This is a genomic window from Kitasatospora sp. NPDC127121 (genome assembly GCF_042677305.1).
Classification (GTDB): domain Bacteria; phylum Actinomycetota; class Actinomycetes; order Streptomycetales; family Streptomycetaceae; genus Kitasatospora.
Genome location: NZ_JBHXTQ010000049.1, coordinates 12,591 through 30,060 on the forward strand (window position 1 = coordinate 12,591; position 17,470 = coordinate 30,060).

Genomic DNA, 17,470 nt, shown 5'->3' on the forward strand with positions numbered 1-17,470 from the left:
CACGCCCTGATGGGCGAGGGAGTAACCCGCACGGGGCAATCAGGCCCCGTGCGGGTTTGAAATGCCGTACGGGTCAACGGCGCCGTACGGGTTCGACGGCGCCGGCCCGCTACCGCTCGTCCCGCCAGGAGCGCCAGAGCGCCGCGTACGGGCCGCCGGCCGCGACCAGCTCCGGGTGGCTGCCGTACTCGCTGATCCGGCCGCCCTCGACCACCGCGATCACGTCCGCGTCGTGCGCGGTGTGCAGCCGGTGGGCGATGGCGATCACCGTGCGGCCCTCCAGCACCCGGGCGAGCGAGCGCTCCAGGTGCCGGGCGGCGCGCGGGTCCAGCAGCGAGGTGGCCTCGTCCAGCACCAGGGTGTGCGGATCGGCCAGCACCAGCCGGGCCAGCGCCAGCTGCTGGGCCTGCGGCGGGGTCAGCGCGGTACCGCCGGAGCCGACCTCGGTGTCGAGGCCGTGCGGCAGCGCGTCCACCCAGCCGCCGGCTTCCACCGCGTCCAGCGCGGAGCGCAGTTCGGTGTCCTCGGCCCCGGGCGCGGCCAGCCGCAGGTTGTCCCGCAGGGTGCCGACGAAGACGTGGTGCTCCTGGTTCACCAGGGCGACCTCCGCCCGCACCCGCTCGGCCGGCATCCGCGCCAGCGCCGCCCCGCCGAGCGTCACGCTGCCGCGCCCGGGGGCGTAGATCCCGGCCAGCAACCGCCCCAGCGTGGACTTGCCCGCCCCGGACGGCCCGACCAGCGCGACCCGGCTGCCCGGCGCGACGTCCAGGCTGATGCCGTGCAGGACGTCGGCGCCCTCGCGGTAGCCGAACCGGACGTCCCGGGCCTCGACCCGGCGGCCGTCCGGGTGGCTGGACTCGTCGCCCTCGTGCTCCGGCACCTCGCGGACGCCGACCAGCCGGGCCAGTGAGGCCTGGCCGATCTGCAGCTCGTCGTACCAGCGCAGGATCAGGTCGACCGGGCCGGTCAGCATCTGCGCGTACAGCACTCCTGTGGTCAACTGGCCGACGGTGATCCACCCCTTGAGGGTGAACAGCCCGCCGAGCAGCAGGGTGGCCAGCACCGCCGAGGAGTAGACCGCGTCGATGGTCGGGAACCAGACCGAGCGCAGCCACAGGGTGTAGCGCTCCCAGGCGAGCCACTCGCCCAGCTTGCGGTCCGTCAGGGCGATCCGCTGGTCGCCCAGGCGCAGCGCCTCCACCGTCCGCCCGGCGTCCACCGTCTCGGCCAGCACGGTGTTCACCGCGGCGTACCCGGCCGACTCGTTGCGGTAGGACTGCGGCGCGCGCTTGAAGTACCAGCGGGAGCTGGCCAGCAGCAGCGGCAGGCCGATCAGCGAGGTGAGCGCGAGCAGCGGCGAGGTGACCAGCAGGGCGCCGATCACCAGCAACAACGACACGATGGCGACGGCGAGTTCGGGCACGGCCTCGCGCACCGACTTGTCCAGCCGGTCGACGTCCGTGGTGCCCCGGGAGACCAGGTCCCCGGTGCCGGCCCGCTCCAGCACACCGGTGGGCAGCGCGACCGAGCGGACCAGGAAGTCCTCGCGCAGGTCGGCCAGCACCCGCTCGCCGAGGACGGCACCGCGCATCCGGGACCAGCCGGTGAAGGCGGACTGCACCACCAGCGCCAGCAGGTACCAGCCGACCGCGACCGCGATGGTGGCCTCGGCGGTGCCGGTGGCCAGCGACTCGACCAGGCTGCCGAGCACCCAGGGGCCGACCAGCCCGGCCACGGTGGCCACCGAGTGCAGTGACACCACCGCGGAGAACCCTCGGCGGTGGCGCCGGGCGAGCAGGCGCAGGTAGGCGCGCACGGCGGCCGGTGAGCCGACCGGCAGGGTGGTGGCCGGCCCCTGCTCCTCATGGACGGGGGGCTTCATGACGTGCTCCTCAGGTATGCGGCGGGTCGGGCGGGGCGGACGGCGCGGGTGCCCACGCGGCCGCTCATACCGGCTCCCCCACCGGTGCCGGCTCCTCTTCGCGGGTGACCACGGCCCGGTAGGCCGGCTCGGTCCGCATCAGGTCGCGGTGCCGCCCGGCCACGGCCACCCGGCCGTCGCGCAGCAGCACCACCCGGTCGGCCTGGTCGAGCAGCAGCGGGCTGGTCGCGAAGAGCACGGTGGTGTGCCCCGCCCGGGTGTCCCGCAGTCCGGTGGCGATCCTGGACTCGGTGTGGGCGTCCACCGCGCTGGTCGGCTCGTCCAGGACGAGGACCGGCGGGTCGGCCAGCAGCGCGCGGGCCAGGGCGAGCCGCTGGCGCTGCCCGCCGGACAGCGAGCGCCCGCGCTCGGTGATCCGGGCGAGCATCGCGTCGCCCGCACACTCCGGCGAGCCGTCCACCAGGGCCTCCAGTACGTCGTCGGACCGGGCGGCGGCCAGCGCCTCGGCCACCGAGACCCGCCCCGAGGACGGGATGTCGAACAGCCCGGCCAGGGTGCCGGAGAGCAGCACCGGCTCCTTGTCGTGGACCAGCACCGCCGCCCTGGCCTCGGCCAGCGGCACCGCGTCCAGCTCCGTCCCGCCGAGCCGGACGGAGGGCTGCTCCGGCTCGTCCTCGGCGGCCGGGACGTGCCCGCCGAGCCGCCCGGCGAGCGCCCCGGCGAAGTCCGGGTCCCCGCAGACGACCGCGGTCAGCTCCCCGGCCCGCGCGGTCAGCCCGGTCGCCGGGTCGAACAGGTCGGCGTTCCCCGGCTTGTTCAGCGAGGCCTCGGCCACGCCGCTGCTGCGGCTGAGCGAGAGCACCCGGACGGCGCGCCCGGCGGAGACCCGGGCGACGCTCCAGGCGTGCGCGGCCTCGCCGAGGATCCGCAGCGGCGCCGCGAGGAAGGCGGTGGCGCCGTACACGGCGATCAGGGTGCCGACGGCGAGCTCGCCCGCGGCCGCCTGCCGGGCGCCGTACCACGTCACCCCGATCACGAACAGGCCTGGCAGCAGGACCTGTTGGGCCTGCATCAGCGACCAGATCCGGGCCGATCGGACGGCCGCGGCCCGGACCTTCTGGGAGGCGGCCCGGTACCGGTCGAGGAACAGTTCCTCGCCGCCGATGCCGCGCAGCACCCGCAGCCCCGCCACGGTGTCGGCGGCCAGCTCGGTGGCCTTGCCGCCGAGCGTGCGCTGCTGCTCGTACCGCCGCTCGAACGGCCCGATCAGCGGCCAGACGGCGGCCGCCAGCACCGGGACGCCGAGCAGCACCCCGACCCCGAGCACCGGTTCGACGACCAGCACGGCCGAGCTGACGGCCAGCCAGACGATCACCGCGGCCCGGACCCGGGCGACGAGTTCGACGTACCAGCCGATCCGCTCGACGTCCCCGCTGCCGACCGCGACGACCTCTCCCGTGGCGATCCGGCGGGACAACCCGGCGCCCAGGTGAGAGGCCTGCCGGGCCACCAACTGCTTCACGTGGCACGCCGCGTGGATCCAGTTCCAGATCGCCTGCCGGTGCAGCAGCACAGCACCGAGCGCGGACAGCACGGCGAGCGCCACCGCGAGGGCGCCGGCCCGCCAGATCCCGGCGGCCTCGCCGTCGACAGCGGCCTGCACGCCCCACCCGAGCGCTATCGGCAGCGCCGCCTGGCCGCCCATCTCCAACAGCGCCCAGCAGGTGGCGAGCACCTGCCCGCGCCGCTGGCCGCGCTGGAGCCAGCGCAGGAAGGCCGGGGGCGAGGAGAGATCGGGACTACCGGGGTCGGCCAACGGCAGGGGGGTGAGCAGCATGACACTCCGATACAGGAGGGTGCGGGACGGTGCTGGAGGTCCTGGAGGTGCTGGAGGGCGCGAGCAGGCGTGAGCGGGCACGCCGGGAGAAGGTCACGAGCCGGAGGCACGGGTCTCGCGGCACGGCGGGCCCGACTCGCGCGAACAGCGGAAGACGGGCGGCGGCGGGCGACAGCGCGGCGCCTCGCCCCGGCGGCATCGGCGCGTCCGGGGCGGCGCCGAACGGGACCGCCGGACGGGACGGCCGGACGGGGGCGGGAAGGGCACGAAGGGCCCGGATCTCAGGAGGTCATGGCCACGAGCCTGCCAACCCCGATGTGATCTGCGCAACAGGTTTTTTCGCCGCCCGGCCCCCGGATCCCCGCCGAAGCGGGCCTCCGGCCCCGCAAGATTCCCCCGAACGGCGGGAACAATCCCGCCCGGGTCCCAGTTGCCCCCTTCTGGAATCAGACGGACAACCAGGAGGGCACCCCTTCCCGTGAGCAACATCCCCAACGTCACGCTGAACGACGGCGCGCAGATCCCGCAGCTCGGATTCGGCGTGTGGCAGGTCCCGGACGACGAGGCCACGACCGCCGTCCGCACCGCGATCGAGGCGGGCTACCGCTCCATCGACACCGCGGCCATCTACGAGAACGAGGCCGGCACCGGCCAGGCGATCACCGAGGCCCTGGCCGGCGGCGTCGCCCGCGAGGACCTCTACATCACCACCAAGCTGTGGAACTCGGGCACCCGCGACTGGTCCGGCGAGCAGGGCCGCGACGCCGTCCTGCGCGAGTTCGACGCGTCGCTGGCCAAGCTCGGCCTCGACTACGTCGACCTCTACCTGATCCACTGGCCGCGCCCGAAGCACGGCAGCTACCTGAACGTCTGGAAGGCCTTCGAGCAGCTGAAGGCGGACGGCCGGGTCAAGTCGGTCGGCGTCTCCAACTTCGGGCCCGAGCAGCTCACCCGACTGCTCGACGAGACCTCGGTCGTCCCGGTGCTGAACCAGGTCGAGCTGCACCCGTACTTCCCGCAGACCGAGCTGCGCGCCTTCCACGCCCAGCACGGCATCGCCACCGAGGCCTGGAGCCCGCTGGGCCAGGGCAAGGAGCTGCTCGCCGAGCCGGTGCTGGCGAAGATCGCCGAGAAGCACGGCCGCACGGTCGCCCAGGTGGTGCTCCGCTGGCACCTGCAGAGCGGCGTGATCGCGATCCCGAAGTCGGTCACCCCGGCCCGCATCCGGGAGAACCTGGACGTCGCCGGCTTCGAGCTGGATGCCGAGGACCTCGCCGCGATCGCCGGTGTCGCCACCGGCACGCGGATCGGTCCGGACCCGCAGGAGTTCGACTGGAACTGACGGCACCCGCCGTCCGACTTCTCTGACGAGCGGTCATGTCGAACGACCGCCCACCCCTGCAGGGGTGGGCGGTCTTCGGTGTGCCGCGATCCACCAGCGCCGACGAGCAGCGGCCTCCGGCACGTCAGGCCACCAGCACCTTGAGCCGTCAACGGCTTGAGTCATCAACGCCTTGAGCCGTCAACGCCTCAAGCCTTCGGCACACCAGGCCTTCCGTACGTTGGCGAATCGTTTTGGCTGGCGCTCAAAGGATCCTTCTAGAGCCGCGCCGCCTTGCCGAGGAGCGCCAGCGCGGGCCCGTGCTCACTCTCGTCCAGCGGGGCGAGCAACAGCCGCTGGACCTCGGCCACGCCGGCCGTCGAACGGTGCAGCAGGTCCTGGCCCGCCGGCGAGAGCGACAGCAGGTTGCGGCGCCCGTCCGAGGGGTCGCGCCGGCGCTGCACCAGACCACGGCGCACCAGCCGGCTCACCATCTCGGCCATCGTCGCCTTGTCCAGCGAGGCCAGCTCACCGACCGTGCGCTGGTCGGCGCCCGGTTCCAGTTCGAGCGCGTCCAGCACCGCGTACTGCGGAGCCGTCAGCTCCGCACCGACGTGCTCCGACCAGAGTTTGGTGTGCACCTGCTGGCCCACCCTGATCAGGTAGCCGATCGCCCGCTGCGCGTCCAGTATCGGCCGTGTGTCGGAGAACACGGCGACCGCGGCGGGCTCCAGCCTGGCTATCTTGGCCATCACCCGCACGATCTCCACCTGCTCCTCCGCCGTCAGCGGCTCGAACAGGGTGCGCTGCACGCGGACCACACCGCCGGTGGCCTCACGCACCGCCTGGGCACCGCTCTGCGAGAGAGCGAGCAGTTTTCGCCGGCCGTCGGCCGGGTCACGCCTTCGCAGCACCAAGCCGCGGCGGACCAGCCGCGCGACCATCTCCGCCATCGTCGCCTTGTCCAGCGAGGCTCGCTCGCCGACCGTCCGCTGGTCGGCACCCGGTTCGAGGGCCAGGACCAGCAGGACGGCGAACTGCGGAGCCGTGAGATCGGCTCCGACATGCTCGGACCACAGCCTGGTGTGAACCTGCTGTGCAACGCGAATCAGGTGTCCGGGCGACTGTTGCAGTCGCGCGGACACGCGGGTCGTCGGGATCTCCCCCAGCACCATGTATCCGTCCCGATGTCACACCCGGTGTGTGTGGGACACCCGGGTGGGGCAGTAACGGCGAGTGGGCGTCCAGCTATGAGGGAGGGCGCTCCAGCCGTGCAGCCGGTGGCTGCTGGCGGACACTATACAAACGGCGGGCCCTTGCTGGCAGGCAGGGGCGGATAGTAGACGCAGGTTCGGCAACATTGGCATATTTACGCGCCCGCCACGCCCTCTCGGTAACCCGTTCTCAGTAGAAAGCCGACCGGTCGGTCCTTACCGACCGTCACCCGCGACTCTCCGACCCTGTTCGCCCTCCCTACTCGCGGGTAGGGTGTGGCCACCCTCCCCGGGGCGCTCCCCGCGGAGACCACCCCGAGAGAGACGAGAGCGAGCATGACCGAGCAGAGCACCGCCCCCCGGGTCGCCGTCGTCACCGGCGCCGCCCGCGGCCTGGGCGCCGCCACCGCCGTGCAACTGGCCTCCGACGGCTACGCCGTGGCCGTCCTCGACCTGGACGAGACCGCCGGGAAGGACACCGTCGACCGGATCACCGCGGCCGGCGGCCGGGCCCTGGCCGTGGGCGCCGACGTCTCGGACGCCGACCAGGTGCAGGCCGCCGTCGACCGGGTGGCCGCCGAGCTCGGCGCCCCCGTCGTGCTGGTCAACAACGCGGGCGTGCTCCGCGACAACCTGCTCTTCAAGATGTCCGAGTCCGACTGGGACACGGTCATGAACGTCCATCTGCGCGGGGCCTTCCTGATGACCCGCGCGGTGCAGAAGCACATGGTGGACGCCGGTTTCGGCCGCATCGTCAACCTGTCCTCCTCGTCCGCCCAGGGCAACCGCGGCCAGGCCAACTACTCGGCCGCCAAGGCCGGTCTGCAAGGCTTCACCAAGACTTTGGCCATTGAGCTGGGCAAGTTCGGCATCACCGCCAACGCCGTGGCCCCCGGCTTCATCGCCACCGACATGACCGCGGCCACCGCCGCCCGGGTCGGCATGGACTTCGAAGACTTCAAGCGGGCTGCGGCCTCCCAGATCCCGGTCCAGCGGGTCGGTCTGCCTGAGGACGTCGCCCACACCATCTCCTTCCTCGCGAGCGAGGGCGCCGGCTTCGTCTCCGGGCAGGTGATCTACGTCGCGGGCGGCCCCCTCGACTGAGCACGGAACCTACACAGGGTTACCACGGAGTGGGAAGCCGGCCGCGCCGGCCGCCCACTCCGTTTTCTTTACCGGGGCTTTTGCAGAATCATTCGAACACCACACTGGCATTCGATCCGAGAATCGCGGAAATCACTCCCCGGGCGGACCTCTCCCCGCCAATTGTCGATTTCACGGGAAAATGACAAATCCCTCCGGAATAGCCCCGGCCGGATGGGTAAGGTCACCCCCGTGCAAGCCCCGAGTACCCCCGCGCCCTATCCGAACCAGGGGCCGGAGCAGCTCACCACCACCCACCGCGAGCGCCCGAGCCCCGAACGAGCCCACCGCCGCGAGCCCGGCTGGCCGCCGATGGGCCGCCGACAGGCCGCCCTGCTCGCCGTGACCTGCGTCGCCTACCTGCTGGTCCTGGCCGGTGTCCTGCTCAACACCGCCCTGGTCGACCTCGACTGGTCGGTCCGACTGTTCCGCCCCTACGAACGCTGGCCCAGCCTGGAACCGCTGCTCGACACCTGGGTGGTCGCCGGGCAACGCGGCCCCTCCGCCATCGCCGCCTTCGTCTGGCTCGGCTGGCGCGCGCACCGGCTGGGGCGGCTGCGCCCGCTGCTGGTGATGGCCGTCGCGCTGCTGCTGCTCAACGTCACGGTCGGCGCGGTCAAGATCGTCACCGGCCGGCTCGGCCCGCACTACGCCCAGTACGTCGGCTCGCCCGAACTGTTCTCCGGCGGCACCATCTTCCCGTCCGGTCACACCGCCAACGCGGTCGTCACCTGGGGCGTGCTCGCCTACCTCGCGGTCCGCTGGCGGCGCACCGGCGCGGTGATCGCCGCCGCCACCGCCTGCTCGATCGGCCTGACCACGCTCTACCTGGGCACCCACTGGGTCACCGACGTGCTGGCCGGCTGGGCCGCCGGACTGCTGGTACTGCTCTCGCTGCCGCTGCTGGAGCCGCTGGTCGTCGCCGCCGAACAGCGGTTGGCCCGTCGGCCGGGCCACTGAGCCCGCACGCCACGACCACCGCGGCCACCGGCCACCCCGGCCGCCGGAAAGGTCGACCACCGGGAGGGCGGCCCTACCCCTCCCAGCTACGCTCGACCACGCCGTCGCGCACCGCGAGGTTGAGCCGGCCCTCACGGTGGTCCATGGTCATCATCGCCCCCGGCTCCAGCACCCGGACCGAGGCCCAGCCGTGCCGCCGGGCCAGCTCCCGGGCCCGTTCGATCCGCAGCCCCGCGTAGCCCTCGGCGTCCGCCGCCGCGTCCGACCCCGTCATCACGTCTCCCCCGCTCTCCCCCACGGACGTACGCTGGAATCGTAGCCCCCACCCGCGCGGCCCGGAGGTGAACGGCCATGCGCACCACCACTCCGCGACGGCCGTGGCGCAGCGGCACCGAGCCGGCCACCGCCCGCAGCGATCTCAAGCTCCGCTACCTGCTGTCGCTCACCTTCACGCCGCTGTTCGCGCTCGCGACGGCGGGCTTCGCGATCTGGGCGGCGGCCTCCCCCGCCAACGGCGCCCCCAGCCAGGGGACCCTCACCGGCTTCGCCATCGCCTGCGGCCTGCTCACCCTGTTCGCCACCGTCGATCTCGTCGTGGTCATCCGGCGCCGCCGGACCGAGCTCTGACACGGTGTCTCCCACGGAGTGGGAAGTCGGCCCGGCCGACTTCCCACTCCCGCAACACTCCCGCAACACTCCCGCACCGCCGCCGAGCACCCGCCCAGAACCAGCTCAGCGGCTGCCGACCGCCTGCTTCACCAGCGTCCGCCCGAAGTCCCACATCAGCCCGCTCCCCCGGTGCGCGTCATCCATGATGTCGGTGAAGGCGTCCACGAACCGGTCGACGTCGCGCTCCGTGATGATCAGCGGCGGGATCAGCTTGATCACCTCCAGGTGGTCCCCGGACACCTGGGTCAGGATCCGGTGCCGCTGGAGCAGCGGGACGACCACCATCTGGGCGAACAGCCCCTTGCGCGCCGCTTGCAGGGCCGTCCAGCCGGTGCGCAGCTTGAGCGACTTGGGTCGGCCGAACTCGATGCCGATCATCAGACCCCGGCCGCGCACCTCGGCGAGCAGCTCGTACCGGTCGACCAGTGCGGCCAGCCGCTCGCGCAACTGATCGCCGACCTGACGCGCGTTCTCCACCACCTTCTCCTCGCGCATCACCTCCAGGGTCGCCAGTCCGGCCGCCATCGCCTGGGCGTTGGCACCGAAGCTGGCCGAGTGCACCAGCACCCGGTCCATCGAGGAGTACACCTTCTCGAAGATCCAGCTCTTGCCGAGCGTCGCCCCGACCGGCACGTAGCCGCCGGAGAGCGCCTTGGCCACGCAGACCAGGTCGGGCAGCACGCCCTCCTCGTGCTGGTAGGCGAAGAACTCGCCGGTACGGCCGATCCCGGTCTGCACCTCGTCGCAGATCAGCAGCGCCCTGTGCTCATGCAGCAGGGCCTGCGCGGCACGCAGCCAGCCGGGCGGCGGCGCCAGGACGCCCTTGCCCTGGATCGGCTCGACGATCAGGGCGGCGACGTCGCCGCGCTTCAGCTCCCTGGCCAGCGCGCCGAGGTCGCCGAGCGGGATGGCGGTGTCCGGCAGCAGCGGGTCGAAGCCCTTGCGGAAACCGCTCTCCCCGTTGACGGAGAGCGAGCCGGTGGTCAGCCCGTGGAAGGCGTGGTCGGCGTACAGGACGCGCCTGCGGCCGGTGGCGTACCGGGCGAACTTGAGCGCGGTCTCCACCGCCTCGGTGCCGCTGTTGCCGAAGAACACCCGGTCCAGCCCGGGCGTGTACGAGAGCAGTCGCTCGGCGAGCAGCCCGGGCAGCGGCGAGCAGTCGAAGCGGACCAGGTCCGGCAGGTCGAGGTCCATCACCTGCTGGATCGCCGATCGCACGACCGGGTGGTGGCGGCCCAGCGCGAAGATGCCGAAGCCGGCCAGCATGTCGAGGTACTCGTTGCCCTCGGCGTCGTAGAAGTACGGGCCCTTGGCGCGCTCGTAGTACTTGTCGAAGCCGATGGTGTGCAGCATGCGCGGCAGCTGCGGGTTGAGGTGGCGGCCGTGCAGTTCGTACCGCTCGGCGCCGCGTTCGGCGATCAGCGCGGCGAGGTCGAAGCTGGCGGCGGTGCGGTCGGGGTCAGCCGGCATGGCGCTGGTTCGCTCCTCGGTTCGGTAGCAGGTTCTTGGCGAAGACGGCGGTCTGGGCGGCGACTCCGGTGCCGGTCAGGCCGGTCTCCTCCAGGATCTCCCCGCGCGCGGCGTGGCCGAGGAACTCCTGCGGCAGGCCGAGCACCCGCACCGGCACGTCCACGTCGGCGTCGCGCAGCGCCTGGGCGACGGCGGCGCCGACGCCACCGGTGCGGCCGTTGTCCTCGACGGTGACGACCAGCCGGTGGGCGGCGGCCAGTTCCGGCAGGACCGGGTCGACCGGTTTGACCCAGCGGGGGTCGACGACGGTCGCGGTGAAGCCCTCGGCGAGCAACAGCCGGGCGGCGTCCAGGCAGGCGGCGGCGGTGGTGCCGACCGCGACCAGGAGGATCTCCGACGGCCGGCCGGTGCGCAGCAGGACGTCCATCCCGCCGATCCGTTCGACGGCCGGCACGGCGGGCCCGATGGTGGCCTTGGGGAAGCGGACCACGGTGGGGGCGTCCTCGACCTCGACGGCCTCGCGCAGCTGGGCCCGCAGCTGTTCGGCGTCGCGCGGGGCGGCGAGCCTGAGGCCCGGGACGACCTGGAGGATCGACATGTCCCACATGCCGTTGTGCGAGGCGCCGTCGCTGCCGGTGACCCCGGAGCGGTCGAGGACGAAGGTGACGCCGAGCCGGTGCAGGGCGACGTCCATCAGGACCTGGTCGAAGGCCCGGTTCAGGAAGGTCGCGTAGACGGCGACGACCGGGTGCAGGCCGCCGGTGGCGAGGCCGGCGGCGGAGGTGACGGCGTGCTGCTCGGCGATGCCGACGTCGAAGGTGCGGTCCGGGAAGGCCTTGGCGAAGCGGGCCAGGCCGACCGGTTGGAGCATCGCCGCGGTGATCGCCACCAGGTCGGGCCGCTCGGCGCCGAGCGCGACCAGTTCGTCGCCGAACACCGAGGTCCAGGAGACTCCGCCGCTGGGCGAGATCGGCAGGCAGGTGTACGGGTCGATCGGGTTGACGGCGTGGAAGCGGTCGGCCTCGTCCTGTTCGGCGGGCCGGTAGCCGCGCCCCTTGACGGTGAGGCAGTGCACGATGACGGGGCCGCCGAAGTTGCGCGCCTGGCGCAGCGCCTGTTCGACGGCGCCGAGGTCGTGGCCGTCGATCGGCCCGAGGTACTTCAGCCCGAGGTCCTCGAACATGCCCTGGGGCGCGAAGGCGTCCTTGAAGCCCTTCTTGGCCCCGTGCAGCGCGTCGAAGATCGGCTGGCCGACGAGCGGGGTGCGCTGCAGCGCGCCCTTGCCGAGGGCGAGGAAGCGTTCGTACCCCTGGGTGGTGCGCAGGGTGGCCAGGTGGTTGGCGAGGCCGCCGATGGTCTTGGCGTAGGAGCGCTCGTTGTCGTTGACGACGATGACCAGCGGCCGGTCGCGGGCCTCGGCGATGTTGTTGAGCGCCTCCCAGGCGAGCCCGCCGGTGAGCGCGCCGTCGCCGATCACCGCGACGGTGTGCCGGTCGTGCTGGCCGAGCAGTCCGGCGGCCTTGGCGAGGCCGTCGGCGTAGGACAGGGCGGTGGAGGCGTGCGAGTTCTCGACCAGGTCGTGTTCGGATTCGCCGCGCGAGGGGTAGCCGGAGAGCCCGCCCTTCATCCGCAGCCGGGAGAAGTCCTGGCGGCCGGTGAGCAGTTTGTGGACGTAGCTCTGGTGGCCGGTGTCGAAGACGATCCGGTCGTACGGGGAGTCGAAGACCCGGTGCAGGGCGATGGTCAGCTCGACCACGCCGAGATTGGGCCCGAGGTGGCCGCCGGTGCGGGTGACGGCGTCGATCAGGAACGCGCGGATCTCGTCGGCGAGCAGCGGGAGTTCGGCCGCCGGAAGCTTTCGCAGTTCGGCCGGTGACGTGACGCTGGAGAGCAGTGACATGGGTACACCTCACGACTCGGAGTGGCGCGGTGGTGCCGCCGCCCGGCGGGGGCGGGGCCGGCCCGGGCGCGGGGCCCGGGCCGGACGGGGTGTCCTCGGGAGCGGTGGCGCGGTCGAACGACCGGCTCAGTGGCCGCGGTTGGCGCCGATGGTCTCGGTGATGGCGCGCAGCGACTCCTTGAGCGAGCCCATGGTGGCGAGTACGGCGGTCGGCTCGTAGCCGCAGTGCGCCATGCAGTTGGCGCAGCGCGGGTCCTTGCCGCGGCCGTACTTGCTCCAGTCGGTCTTCTCGACGAGTTCGCGGTAGGTGGGCACGTAGCCGTCGGCCATCAGGTAGCAGGGCCGCTGCCAGCCGAACAGCGAGTAGTTGGGGATGCCCCAGGGGGTGCACTCGAAGTCGGCCTTGCCCTCCAGGAAGTCCAGGAAGAGCGGGCTGTGGTTGAGCCGCCAGCGGCTCCGGTTGCCGCCGGCGAAGGCCTTGCGGAAGAGCTCCCGGGTCTGGTCGACGCCGAGGAAGTGCTCCTGGTCGGGGGCCTTCTCGTAGGCGTAGGCCGGGGAGATCATCATCTCGTCGACCTTGAGCTCGTCGTTGAGGAAGTCCAGCACCTCGATGATGGTCTGCGGGGTGTCGGTGTTGAAGAAGGTGCTGTTGGTGGTGACCCGGAAGCCGCGCCGCTTGGCCTCCTTGATCGCCGCCACCGCCTCGTCGAAGGTGCCCTCCTTGGCCACCGACTCGTCGTGCCGCTCGCGCATGCCGTCGATGTGCACGGCGAAGGTGAAGTACGGCGAGGGCTTGAACTTGTCCATCTTCTTGCGCATCAGCAGCGCGTTGGTGCAGAGGAAGACGTACTTGCGGCGCTCGACGAGCTGGCGGACGATCTCGTCGATCTGCGGGTGCATCAGCGGCTCGCCGCCGGCGATCGAGACCATCGGGGCACCCGACTCCAGGACCGCGCCGACCGCCTGGGCCACCGGCATGCGCTGCTTCAGCACACCCGCCGGGTGCTGGATCTTGCCACAGCCCTCACAGGCGAGGTTGCAGGCGAACAGCGGCTCCAGTTCGACGATCAGTGGGAACTTGTCCCGGCGCTTGAGCAGCTTCTGCTGCATGAGGTAGGTGCCGACCCGCACGGTCTGGCGCAACGGCATGGCCATGGCTAGCTCGCCTCCTGGGGGAGCGTCGAGGATGTGGGGTGGTTCAGGTCCGCGGGGCCGGGCCGGGACTCCTGCCGGTACCAGTCGACCAGGGCGGGTACCGCCGCCCGCAGGGTCCGCCAGGCACGCACCCCGGCCGGGAGGGTGCCGGGCCGCAGCAGTTCGCGCTCGGGGGTGTCCACGACCACCCGCAGGACGGCGGCGGGCAGCGTCGGCCGCCGTTCCCGCAGCGCGGCCAGCACGGCGGCGGCCTCCATGTCGACGGCGAGCGCGCCCTGGAGGTGCAGGGCGCGCCGTTCGAGGCCGCGGACGACGTGGTCGGCGGTGTGGTGCACCCCGGCGTGCGCGGTCAGGCCGAGTTCCTTGAGGGCCCTGGCGAGCTCCGGCCCGGAGTCGACGGGGTACAGGTGCCCCTCCGCGTCGCGCACGCCGTCGGCGACCACGATGTCGCCCGGCAGCACGCCCGGGCCGACCGCGGCGCCGAAGCCGGCCACCACGACCGCGCCGTAGCCGCCGGGGGCGGAGCCGAGCAGCCGGCGGACGGTCAGCGCGGCCCGCCGCCGGCCCATGCCGGTGCGCACCAGCACCGGCGGCCCGCCGGCCGCACCGCGCCAGTCGCCACCGCGCAGCGCCCAGACCTCGGGTCCCAGCGCGCAGAGCACCAGCAGCGGGGCGGTGGTCACCGCGCCGCCCCGATCGCCGGGGTGTCGCCGTTGCGGCGGCCGAGGGCGGGACTGCCGTGCAGGTAGCGGCCGAGCGCGGTGACCGGGAAGACCAGCCGGTACAGGTGGTAGTTGATGGAGAAGTCCCACGGGAAGCCGGTGCCGGTGAACTGCGGCTCGTCCCAGGTGCCCTCGGGCAGTTGGGTGCGCACCAGCCAGTCCACGCCGTGTTCCACCGCCGGGTTGGCCCGGCCGTCCGGGCCCTCGCCGGCCGCGAGCAACGCCATCAGCGCCCATGCGGTCTGCGAGGCGGTGGAGTCGCCGCGCCCGGCCCAGCGGGCCGGGTCCTCGTAGGAGCGCATGTCCTCGCCCCAGCCGCCGTCGGTGTTCTGCCGGTCCTCCAGCCAGCGGACGGCGCGCCGGATCGCCGGGTGCTCGTCCGGGACGCCGGCCGCGACCAGGGCGGGCAGCACCGAGCCGGTGCCGTAGATGTAGTTGGTGCCCCAGCGGCCGAACCAGGAGCCGTCCGCCTCCTGGTTGTGCAGCAGCCACTCGACGCCGCGCCGGGTGCGCCGGTCGCGGGCCCGGCCGGTCTCGGCGAGCATCTCCACCACGTGGGCGGTGACGTCGGCGGACGGCGGGTCGACCACTTCACCGAAGTCGCAGAACGGCAGCTTGTTGGGCAGCGTGCTGGTGTTGTCGACGTCGAAGGCGCCCCAGGCGCCGTTCTTGGACTGCATGCCGAGGTTCCAGAGCACGCCGCGGTCCATCGCCGCATCGACCTTGGCCGGGTCGGGGTGGTCGACCCGGCCCAGCGCGAGCACCACCTCGGCGGTGTCGTCGATGTCGGGGTAGGTGTCGTTCTCGAACTCGAAGGCCCAGCCGCCGGGGGCCAGCGTGGGCCGCTGGACGGACCAGTCGCCGTCCTTGCGGATCTCCTCGCCGAGCATCCAGTCGACGGCCGAGACCAGCGCCGGGTGGTCGGCCGGCAGCCCGGCGTCGACCAGCGCGATGGTGGCCAGGCAGGTGTCCCAGACCGGGGACTGGCAGGCCTCCAGCCAGCGCCGGCCGTCCTCGGTGTGCACGGTGAAGCGGTCGAAGGAGGAGAGTCCGGCCTGCATCACCGGGTGCTCCAGCTCGTAGCCCTCCAGGTGCAGGGCGATCAGCGAGTACACGGCGGGCGGCTGGATGCCACCCCAGCAGCCGTCGGCCTCCTGCCGTTCGACGATCCAGCGGCAGGCCTGGGAGACGGCGAGCCGGCGCAGCGGGCGCAGGGCTCGGTGGTGGTAGGCGTGCAGGACCTTGTCGAGGCGCTCGAAGAGGCCGTCCCAGCTGGTGGCGGGGGCGAGCGGCCGGTCGGGGTAGGGGTGGTCCGGGTCGGTGTGCAGCTCGGTGAGCGGGAAGGGCGCCGGACGGACGGGGCGGTGGGCCGAGACGACGGTCAGCGGGACGATGGTCTGGCGGGCCCAGCAGCCGAAGGCGTAGATGTTCAGCGGCAGCCACTTGGGCAGGAAGATGATCTCGGGCGGCATCTCGGGGAGCCGTTCCCAGGGCCACCAGCCGAAGAGCGCGAGCCAGATCCGGGTGAAGACCCGGGCGGCCGCGATGCCCCCGGCGGAGCGGACGTACCGCGCGGCGGCCACCATGTGCGGGGCCTCGGGGTCGTCGCCGGCGAGTTTGAGGGCGACGTACGCCTCGACGGTGGTGGACAGTTCGGCCGGCCCGCCGTGGAAGGTGGCCCAGGTGCCGTCCTCCCGCTGCTGGGACCGGATCCATTCGGCGGTGGCCTTGGTCTGGTCCTCGGTCCGGATCCCGAGGAACTGCCGCAGCAGTAAGTCCTCGGCGTCCATGGTGACGTTGGTCTCCAGGTCGCCCTTCCACCAGCCCTCGGAGCTCTGCAGCGAGAGCAGGTGGGTGGTGGCGCGGGCCAGTGCCTCCCGCGCGTCGGCCGCTCCGAGGTCCGCCTCACCGGCCGGCCGGAGCTGGTCGGTGTCTTCGGGCTGCCACCGCCCGGCGCCCAGGAGGGTCGGGGGGCGGTCGCCCACCGCGACCGGCTCGGAATCGTACTCAGGGTCGAGCCGGCCGTCCGCGGTTGCTGTCAACGTAACGTCACCTCTCTCGTACCACCACGAATTCGGCGAGTGCGACGAAGTGCTCGCGCACCTCGTCGGACATGGGCACCTCGTCCAGGGCGGCGAGGGCAGTCGTGTGCTGGCGGCGGGCTTCCTCCTGGGTCCAGGCGCGGCCGCCGGCCTCCTCGATCAGCGCGGCCCGGGCGGCGAGCTCGGGCTCGCCCTCCTCGCCGCGGCCCTTCGGGTCGGCCAGCTGCTCGGCGAGCCGGCGCGAGGCCGCGCCGCCCTCGGCCAGCGCGGCGGCGACCGGCAGGGACTTCTTGCGCTGGCGCAGATCGCCCCAGTGCGGCTTGCCGGTGACCTCGGTGGCGCCCCAGATGCCGAGCAGGTCGTCCACCGCCTGGAAGGCCAGGCCCAGGTGGTGGCCGTAACGCTGGAGCGGTTCGGAGACCTTGTCGTCGGCCCCGGCCAGGACGGCGCCGATCGCCGAGGCGGCCGCCAGCAGCGCCGCGGTCTTGCCGCCCTCCATCTCCAGGCACTCGGCGACGGTGACGCTGTCGCGCTGTTCGAAGGCGACGTCCATGGCCTGGCCGTCGATCAGTCGGCGGGTCGCCGTGGTGAGCAGCCGGACGGCGCGTGCGGCGTCGGTGGGGCTCGTACCGCCGGTCACCGCGGCGTCGAGCAGCACCTCCGTGCCGAGCGTCGCCAGGGCGTCGCCGGCCAGGATCGCCTGGGCCGGACCGAAGACCGTCCAGGCGGTGGCCCGGTGCCGTCGGGTCTCGTCACCGTCCATCAGATCATCATGGAGCAGGGAGAAGTTGTGCACCAGTTCAACCGCGACCCCGCCCGGCACGCCGACCTCGGCGGCGGCGCCGGTGGCCCGGGCGGAGAGCAGGGCCAGGGCGGGGCGCACGGCCTTGCCGCCGTCGCCCTTGGCCGGGGTGCCGTCCCGGTCGATCCAGCCGAAGTGGTACGCGGCGACGGTGTCCATCGGTGCGGCCAAACGGGCGACGGCGGACCGTAGCGGCGGGGTGCAGAGCGTGCGGCTGCGGGCCAGCAGCTCCGGCACCGAGACCGGTTCGGCGTGCGCCGTGCCTCCGACGGCGATGCCGGTGCGTGACTCCACGTGCGTTCCCTCTCCCTCGTGGTGCCGGACCGCCCGGGGCGGCCGGGTGCTTGCGCTGT

General features: G+C 72.8%; 14 protein-coding genes. 4 read left to right on the forward strand and 10 right to left on the reverse strand.

The window, feature by feature from the left end:
- Positions 1–109: 109 nt before the first annotated feature.
- A complete protein-coding gene (locus ACFVHI_RS23275) occupies positions 110–1,882 on the reverse strand; it encodes an ABC transporter ATP-binding protein (RefSeq protein WP_380342279.1) in 1,773 nt (590 codons plus the stop codon).
- A 64-nt stretch (positions 1,883–1,946) separates the two neighbouring features.
- Complete coding sequence (locus tag ACFVHI_RS23280) at positions 1,947–3,719, reverse strand: ABC transporter transmembrane domain-containing protein (RefSeq protein ID WP_380342282.1); 1,773 nt, start codon at positions 3,717–3,719, stop codon at positions 1,947–1,949.
- A 478-nt stretch (positions 3,720–4,197) separates the two neighbouring features.
- Between ACFVHI_RS23280 and ACFVHI_RS23285 the strand changes: the two genes are divergently transcribed.
- Positions 4,198–5,061, forward strand: a complete 864-nt coding sequence (locus tag ACFVHI_RS23285) for an aldo/keto reductase (protein ID WP_380342285.1) — start codon at positions 4,198–4,200, stop codon at positions 5,059–5,061.
- Positions 5,062–5,318: 257 nt separating this feature from the next.
- Here the strand turns inward: ACFVHI_RS23285 and ACFVHI_RS23290 are convergent, their stop codons facing one another.
- Positions 5,319–6,215: a MarR family winged helix-turn-helix transcriptional regulator gene (locus tag ACFVHI_RS23290; RefSeq protein WP_244293510.1), complete on the reverse strand. Its 897-nt coding sequence runs from the start codon at positions 6,213–6,215 to the stop codon at positions 5,319–5,321.
- A 375-nt stretch (positions 6,216–6,590) separates the two neighbouring features.
- Here ACFVHI_RS23290 and fabG point away from each other — a divergent pair, with 375 nt between their 5' ends.
- Complete coding sequence (gene fabG / locus ACFVHI_RS23295) at positions 6,591–7,358, forward strand: 3-oxoacyl-ACP reductase FabG (protein WP_063350105.1); 768 nt, start codon at positions 6,591–6,593, stop codon at positions 7,356–7,358.
- A 231-nt stretch (positions 7,359–7,589) separates the two neighbouring features.
- Positions 7,590–8,357, forward strand: a complete 768-nt coding sequence (locus tag ACFVHI_RS23300) for a phosphatase PAP2 family protein (RefSeq protein ID WP_363377226.1) — start codon at positions 7,590–7,592, stop codon at positions 8,355–8,357.
- A 73-nt stretch (positions 8,358–8,430) separates the two neighbouring features.
- Here the strand turns inward: ACFVHI_RS23300 and ACFVHI_RS23305 are convergent, their stop codons facing one another.
- Positions 8,431–8,631 carry an I78 family peptidase inhibitor gene (locus ACFVHI_RS23305; RefSeq protein ID WP_063350104.1) on the reverse strand — a complete coding sequence of 67 codons (201 nt, stop codon included), beginning with the start codon at positions 8,629–8,631 and terminating at the stop codon, positions 8,431–8,433.
- A 77-nt stretch (positions 8,632–8,708) separates the two neighbouring features.
- Between ACFVHI_RS23305 and ACFVHI_RS23310 the strand changes: the two genes are divergently transcribed.
- The gene (locus ACFVHI_RS23310) at positions 8,709–8,984 is read left to right on the forward strand and encodes a DUF6343 family protein (RefSeq protein WP_063350103.1); all 276 of its coding nucleotides are present in this window, start codon (positions 8,709–8,711) and stop codon (positions 8,982–8,984) included.
- A gap of 105 nt (positions 8,985–9,089) precedes the next feature.
- Here ACFVHI_RS23310 and ACFVHI_RS23315 read toward each other — a convergent pair whose 3' ends face one another.
- The 6 genes from ACFVHI_RS23315 to ACFVHI_RS23340 all read right to left on the reverse strand — a co-directional run bounded on the left by ACFVHI_RS23315 (position 9,090) and on the right by ACFVHI_RS23340 (position 17,411).
- Positions 9,090–10,496: an aspartate aminotransferase family protein gene (locus ACFVHI_RS23315; RefSeq protein ID WP_380342290.1), complete on the reverse strand. Its 1,407-nt coding sequence runs from the start codon at positions 10,494–10,496 to the stop codon at positions 9,090–9,092.
- Entirely contained in the window at positions 10,486–12,396 is a 1,911-nt protein-coding gene (dxs, locus tag ACFVHI_RS23320; protein ID WP_380342293.1) for a 1-deoxy-D-xylulose-5-phosphate synthase, read from the reverse strand. The genes ACFVHI_RS23315 and dxs overlap by 11 nt, the downstream gene beginning before the upstream one ends.
- Before the next feature lie 126 nt (positions 12,397–12,522).
- Positions 12,523–13,551, reverse strand: a complete 1,029-nt coding sequence (hpnH, locus tag ACFVHI_RS23325) for an adenosyl-hopene transferase HpnH (RefSeq protein ID WP_063350100.1) — start codon at positions 13,549–13,551, stop codon at positions 12,523–12,525.
- 2 nt (positions 13,552–13,553) lie between these two features.
- Positions 13,554–14,234: a hypothetical protein gene (locus tag ACFVHI_RS23330; protein ID WP_063350099.1), complete on the reverse strand. Its 681-nt coding sequence runs from the start codon at positions 14,232–14,234 to the stop codon at positions 13,554–13,556.
- A complete protein-coding gene (gene shc / locus ACFVHI_RS23335) occupies positions 14,231–16,315 on the reverse strand; it encodes a squalene--hopene cyclase (protein ID WP_244293508.1) in 2,085 nt (694 codons plus the stop codon). The genes ACFVHI_RS23330 and shc overlap by 4 nt, the downstream gene beginning before the upstream one ends.
- A 7-nt stretch (positions 16,316–16,322) precedes the next feature.
- The gene (locus tag ACFVHI_RS23340; RefSeq protein WP_079136360.1) at positions 16,323–17,411 is read right to left on the reverse strand and encodes a polyprenyl synthetase family protein; all 1,089 of its coding nucleotides are present in this window, start codon (positions 17,409–17,411) and stop codon (positions 16,323–16,325) included.
- Between the last annotated feature and the right edge of the window lie 59 nt (positions 17,412–17,470).

What these genes read in the sequence shown, in the direction of transcription:
- fabG (WP_063350105.1), top strand. Translation starts at nt 6,591, where the DNA reads ATGACCGAGCAGAGCACCGCCCCCCGGGTCGCCGTCGTCACCGGCGCC.
- ACFVHI_RS23315 (WP_380342290.1), bottom strand. Translation starts at nt 10,496, where the DNA reads ATGCCGGCTGACCCCGACCGCACCGCCGCCAGCTTCGACCTCGCCGCG.
- hpnH (WP_063350100.1), bottom strand. Translation starts at nt 13,551, where the DNA reads ATGGCCATGCCGTTGCGCCAGACCGTGCGGGTCGGCACCTACCTCATG.
- ACFVHI_RS23280 (WP_380342282.1), bottom strand. Translation starts at nt 3,719, where the DNA reads ATGCTGCTCACCCCCCTGCCGTTGGCCGACCCCGGTAGTCCCGATCTC.
- ACFVHI_RS23290 (WP_244293510.1), bottom strand. Translation starts at nt 6,215, where the DNA reads ATGGTGCTGGGGGAGATCCCGACGACCCGCGTGTCCGCGCGACTGCAA.
- ACFVHI_RS23275 (WP_380342279.1), bottom strand. Translation starts at nt 1,882, where the DNA reads ATGAAGCCCCCCGTCCATGAGGAGCAGGGGCCGGCCACCACCCTGCCG.
- ACFVHI_RS23310 (WP_063350103.1), top strand. Translation starts at nt 8,709, where the DNA reads ATGCGCACCACCACTCCGCGACGGCCGTGGCGCAGCGGCACCGAGCCG.
- ACFVHI_RS23305 (WP_063350104.1), bottom strand. Translation starts at nt 8,631, where the DNA reads ATGACGGGGTCGGACGCGGCGGCGGACGCCGAGGGCTACGCGGGGCTG.
- dxs (WP_380342293.1), bottom strand. Translation starts at nt 12,396, where the DNA reads ATGTCACTGCTCTCCAGCGTCACGTCACCGGCCGAACTGCGAAAGCTT.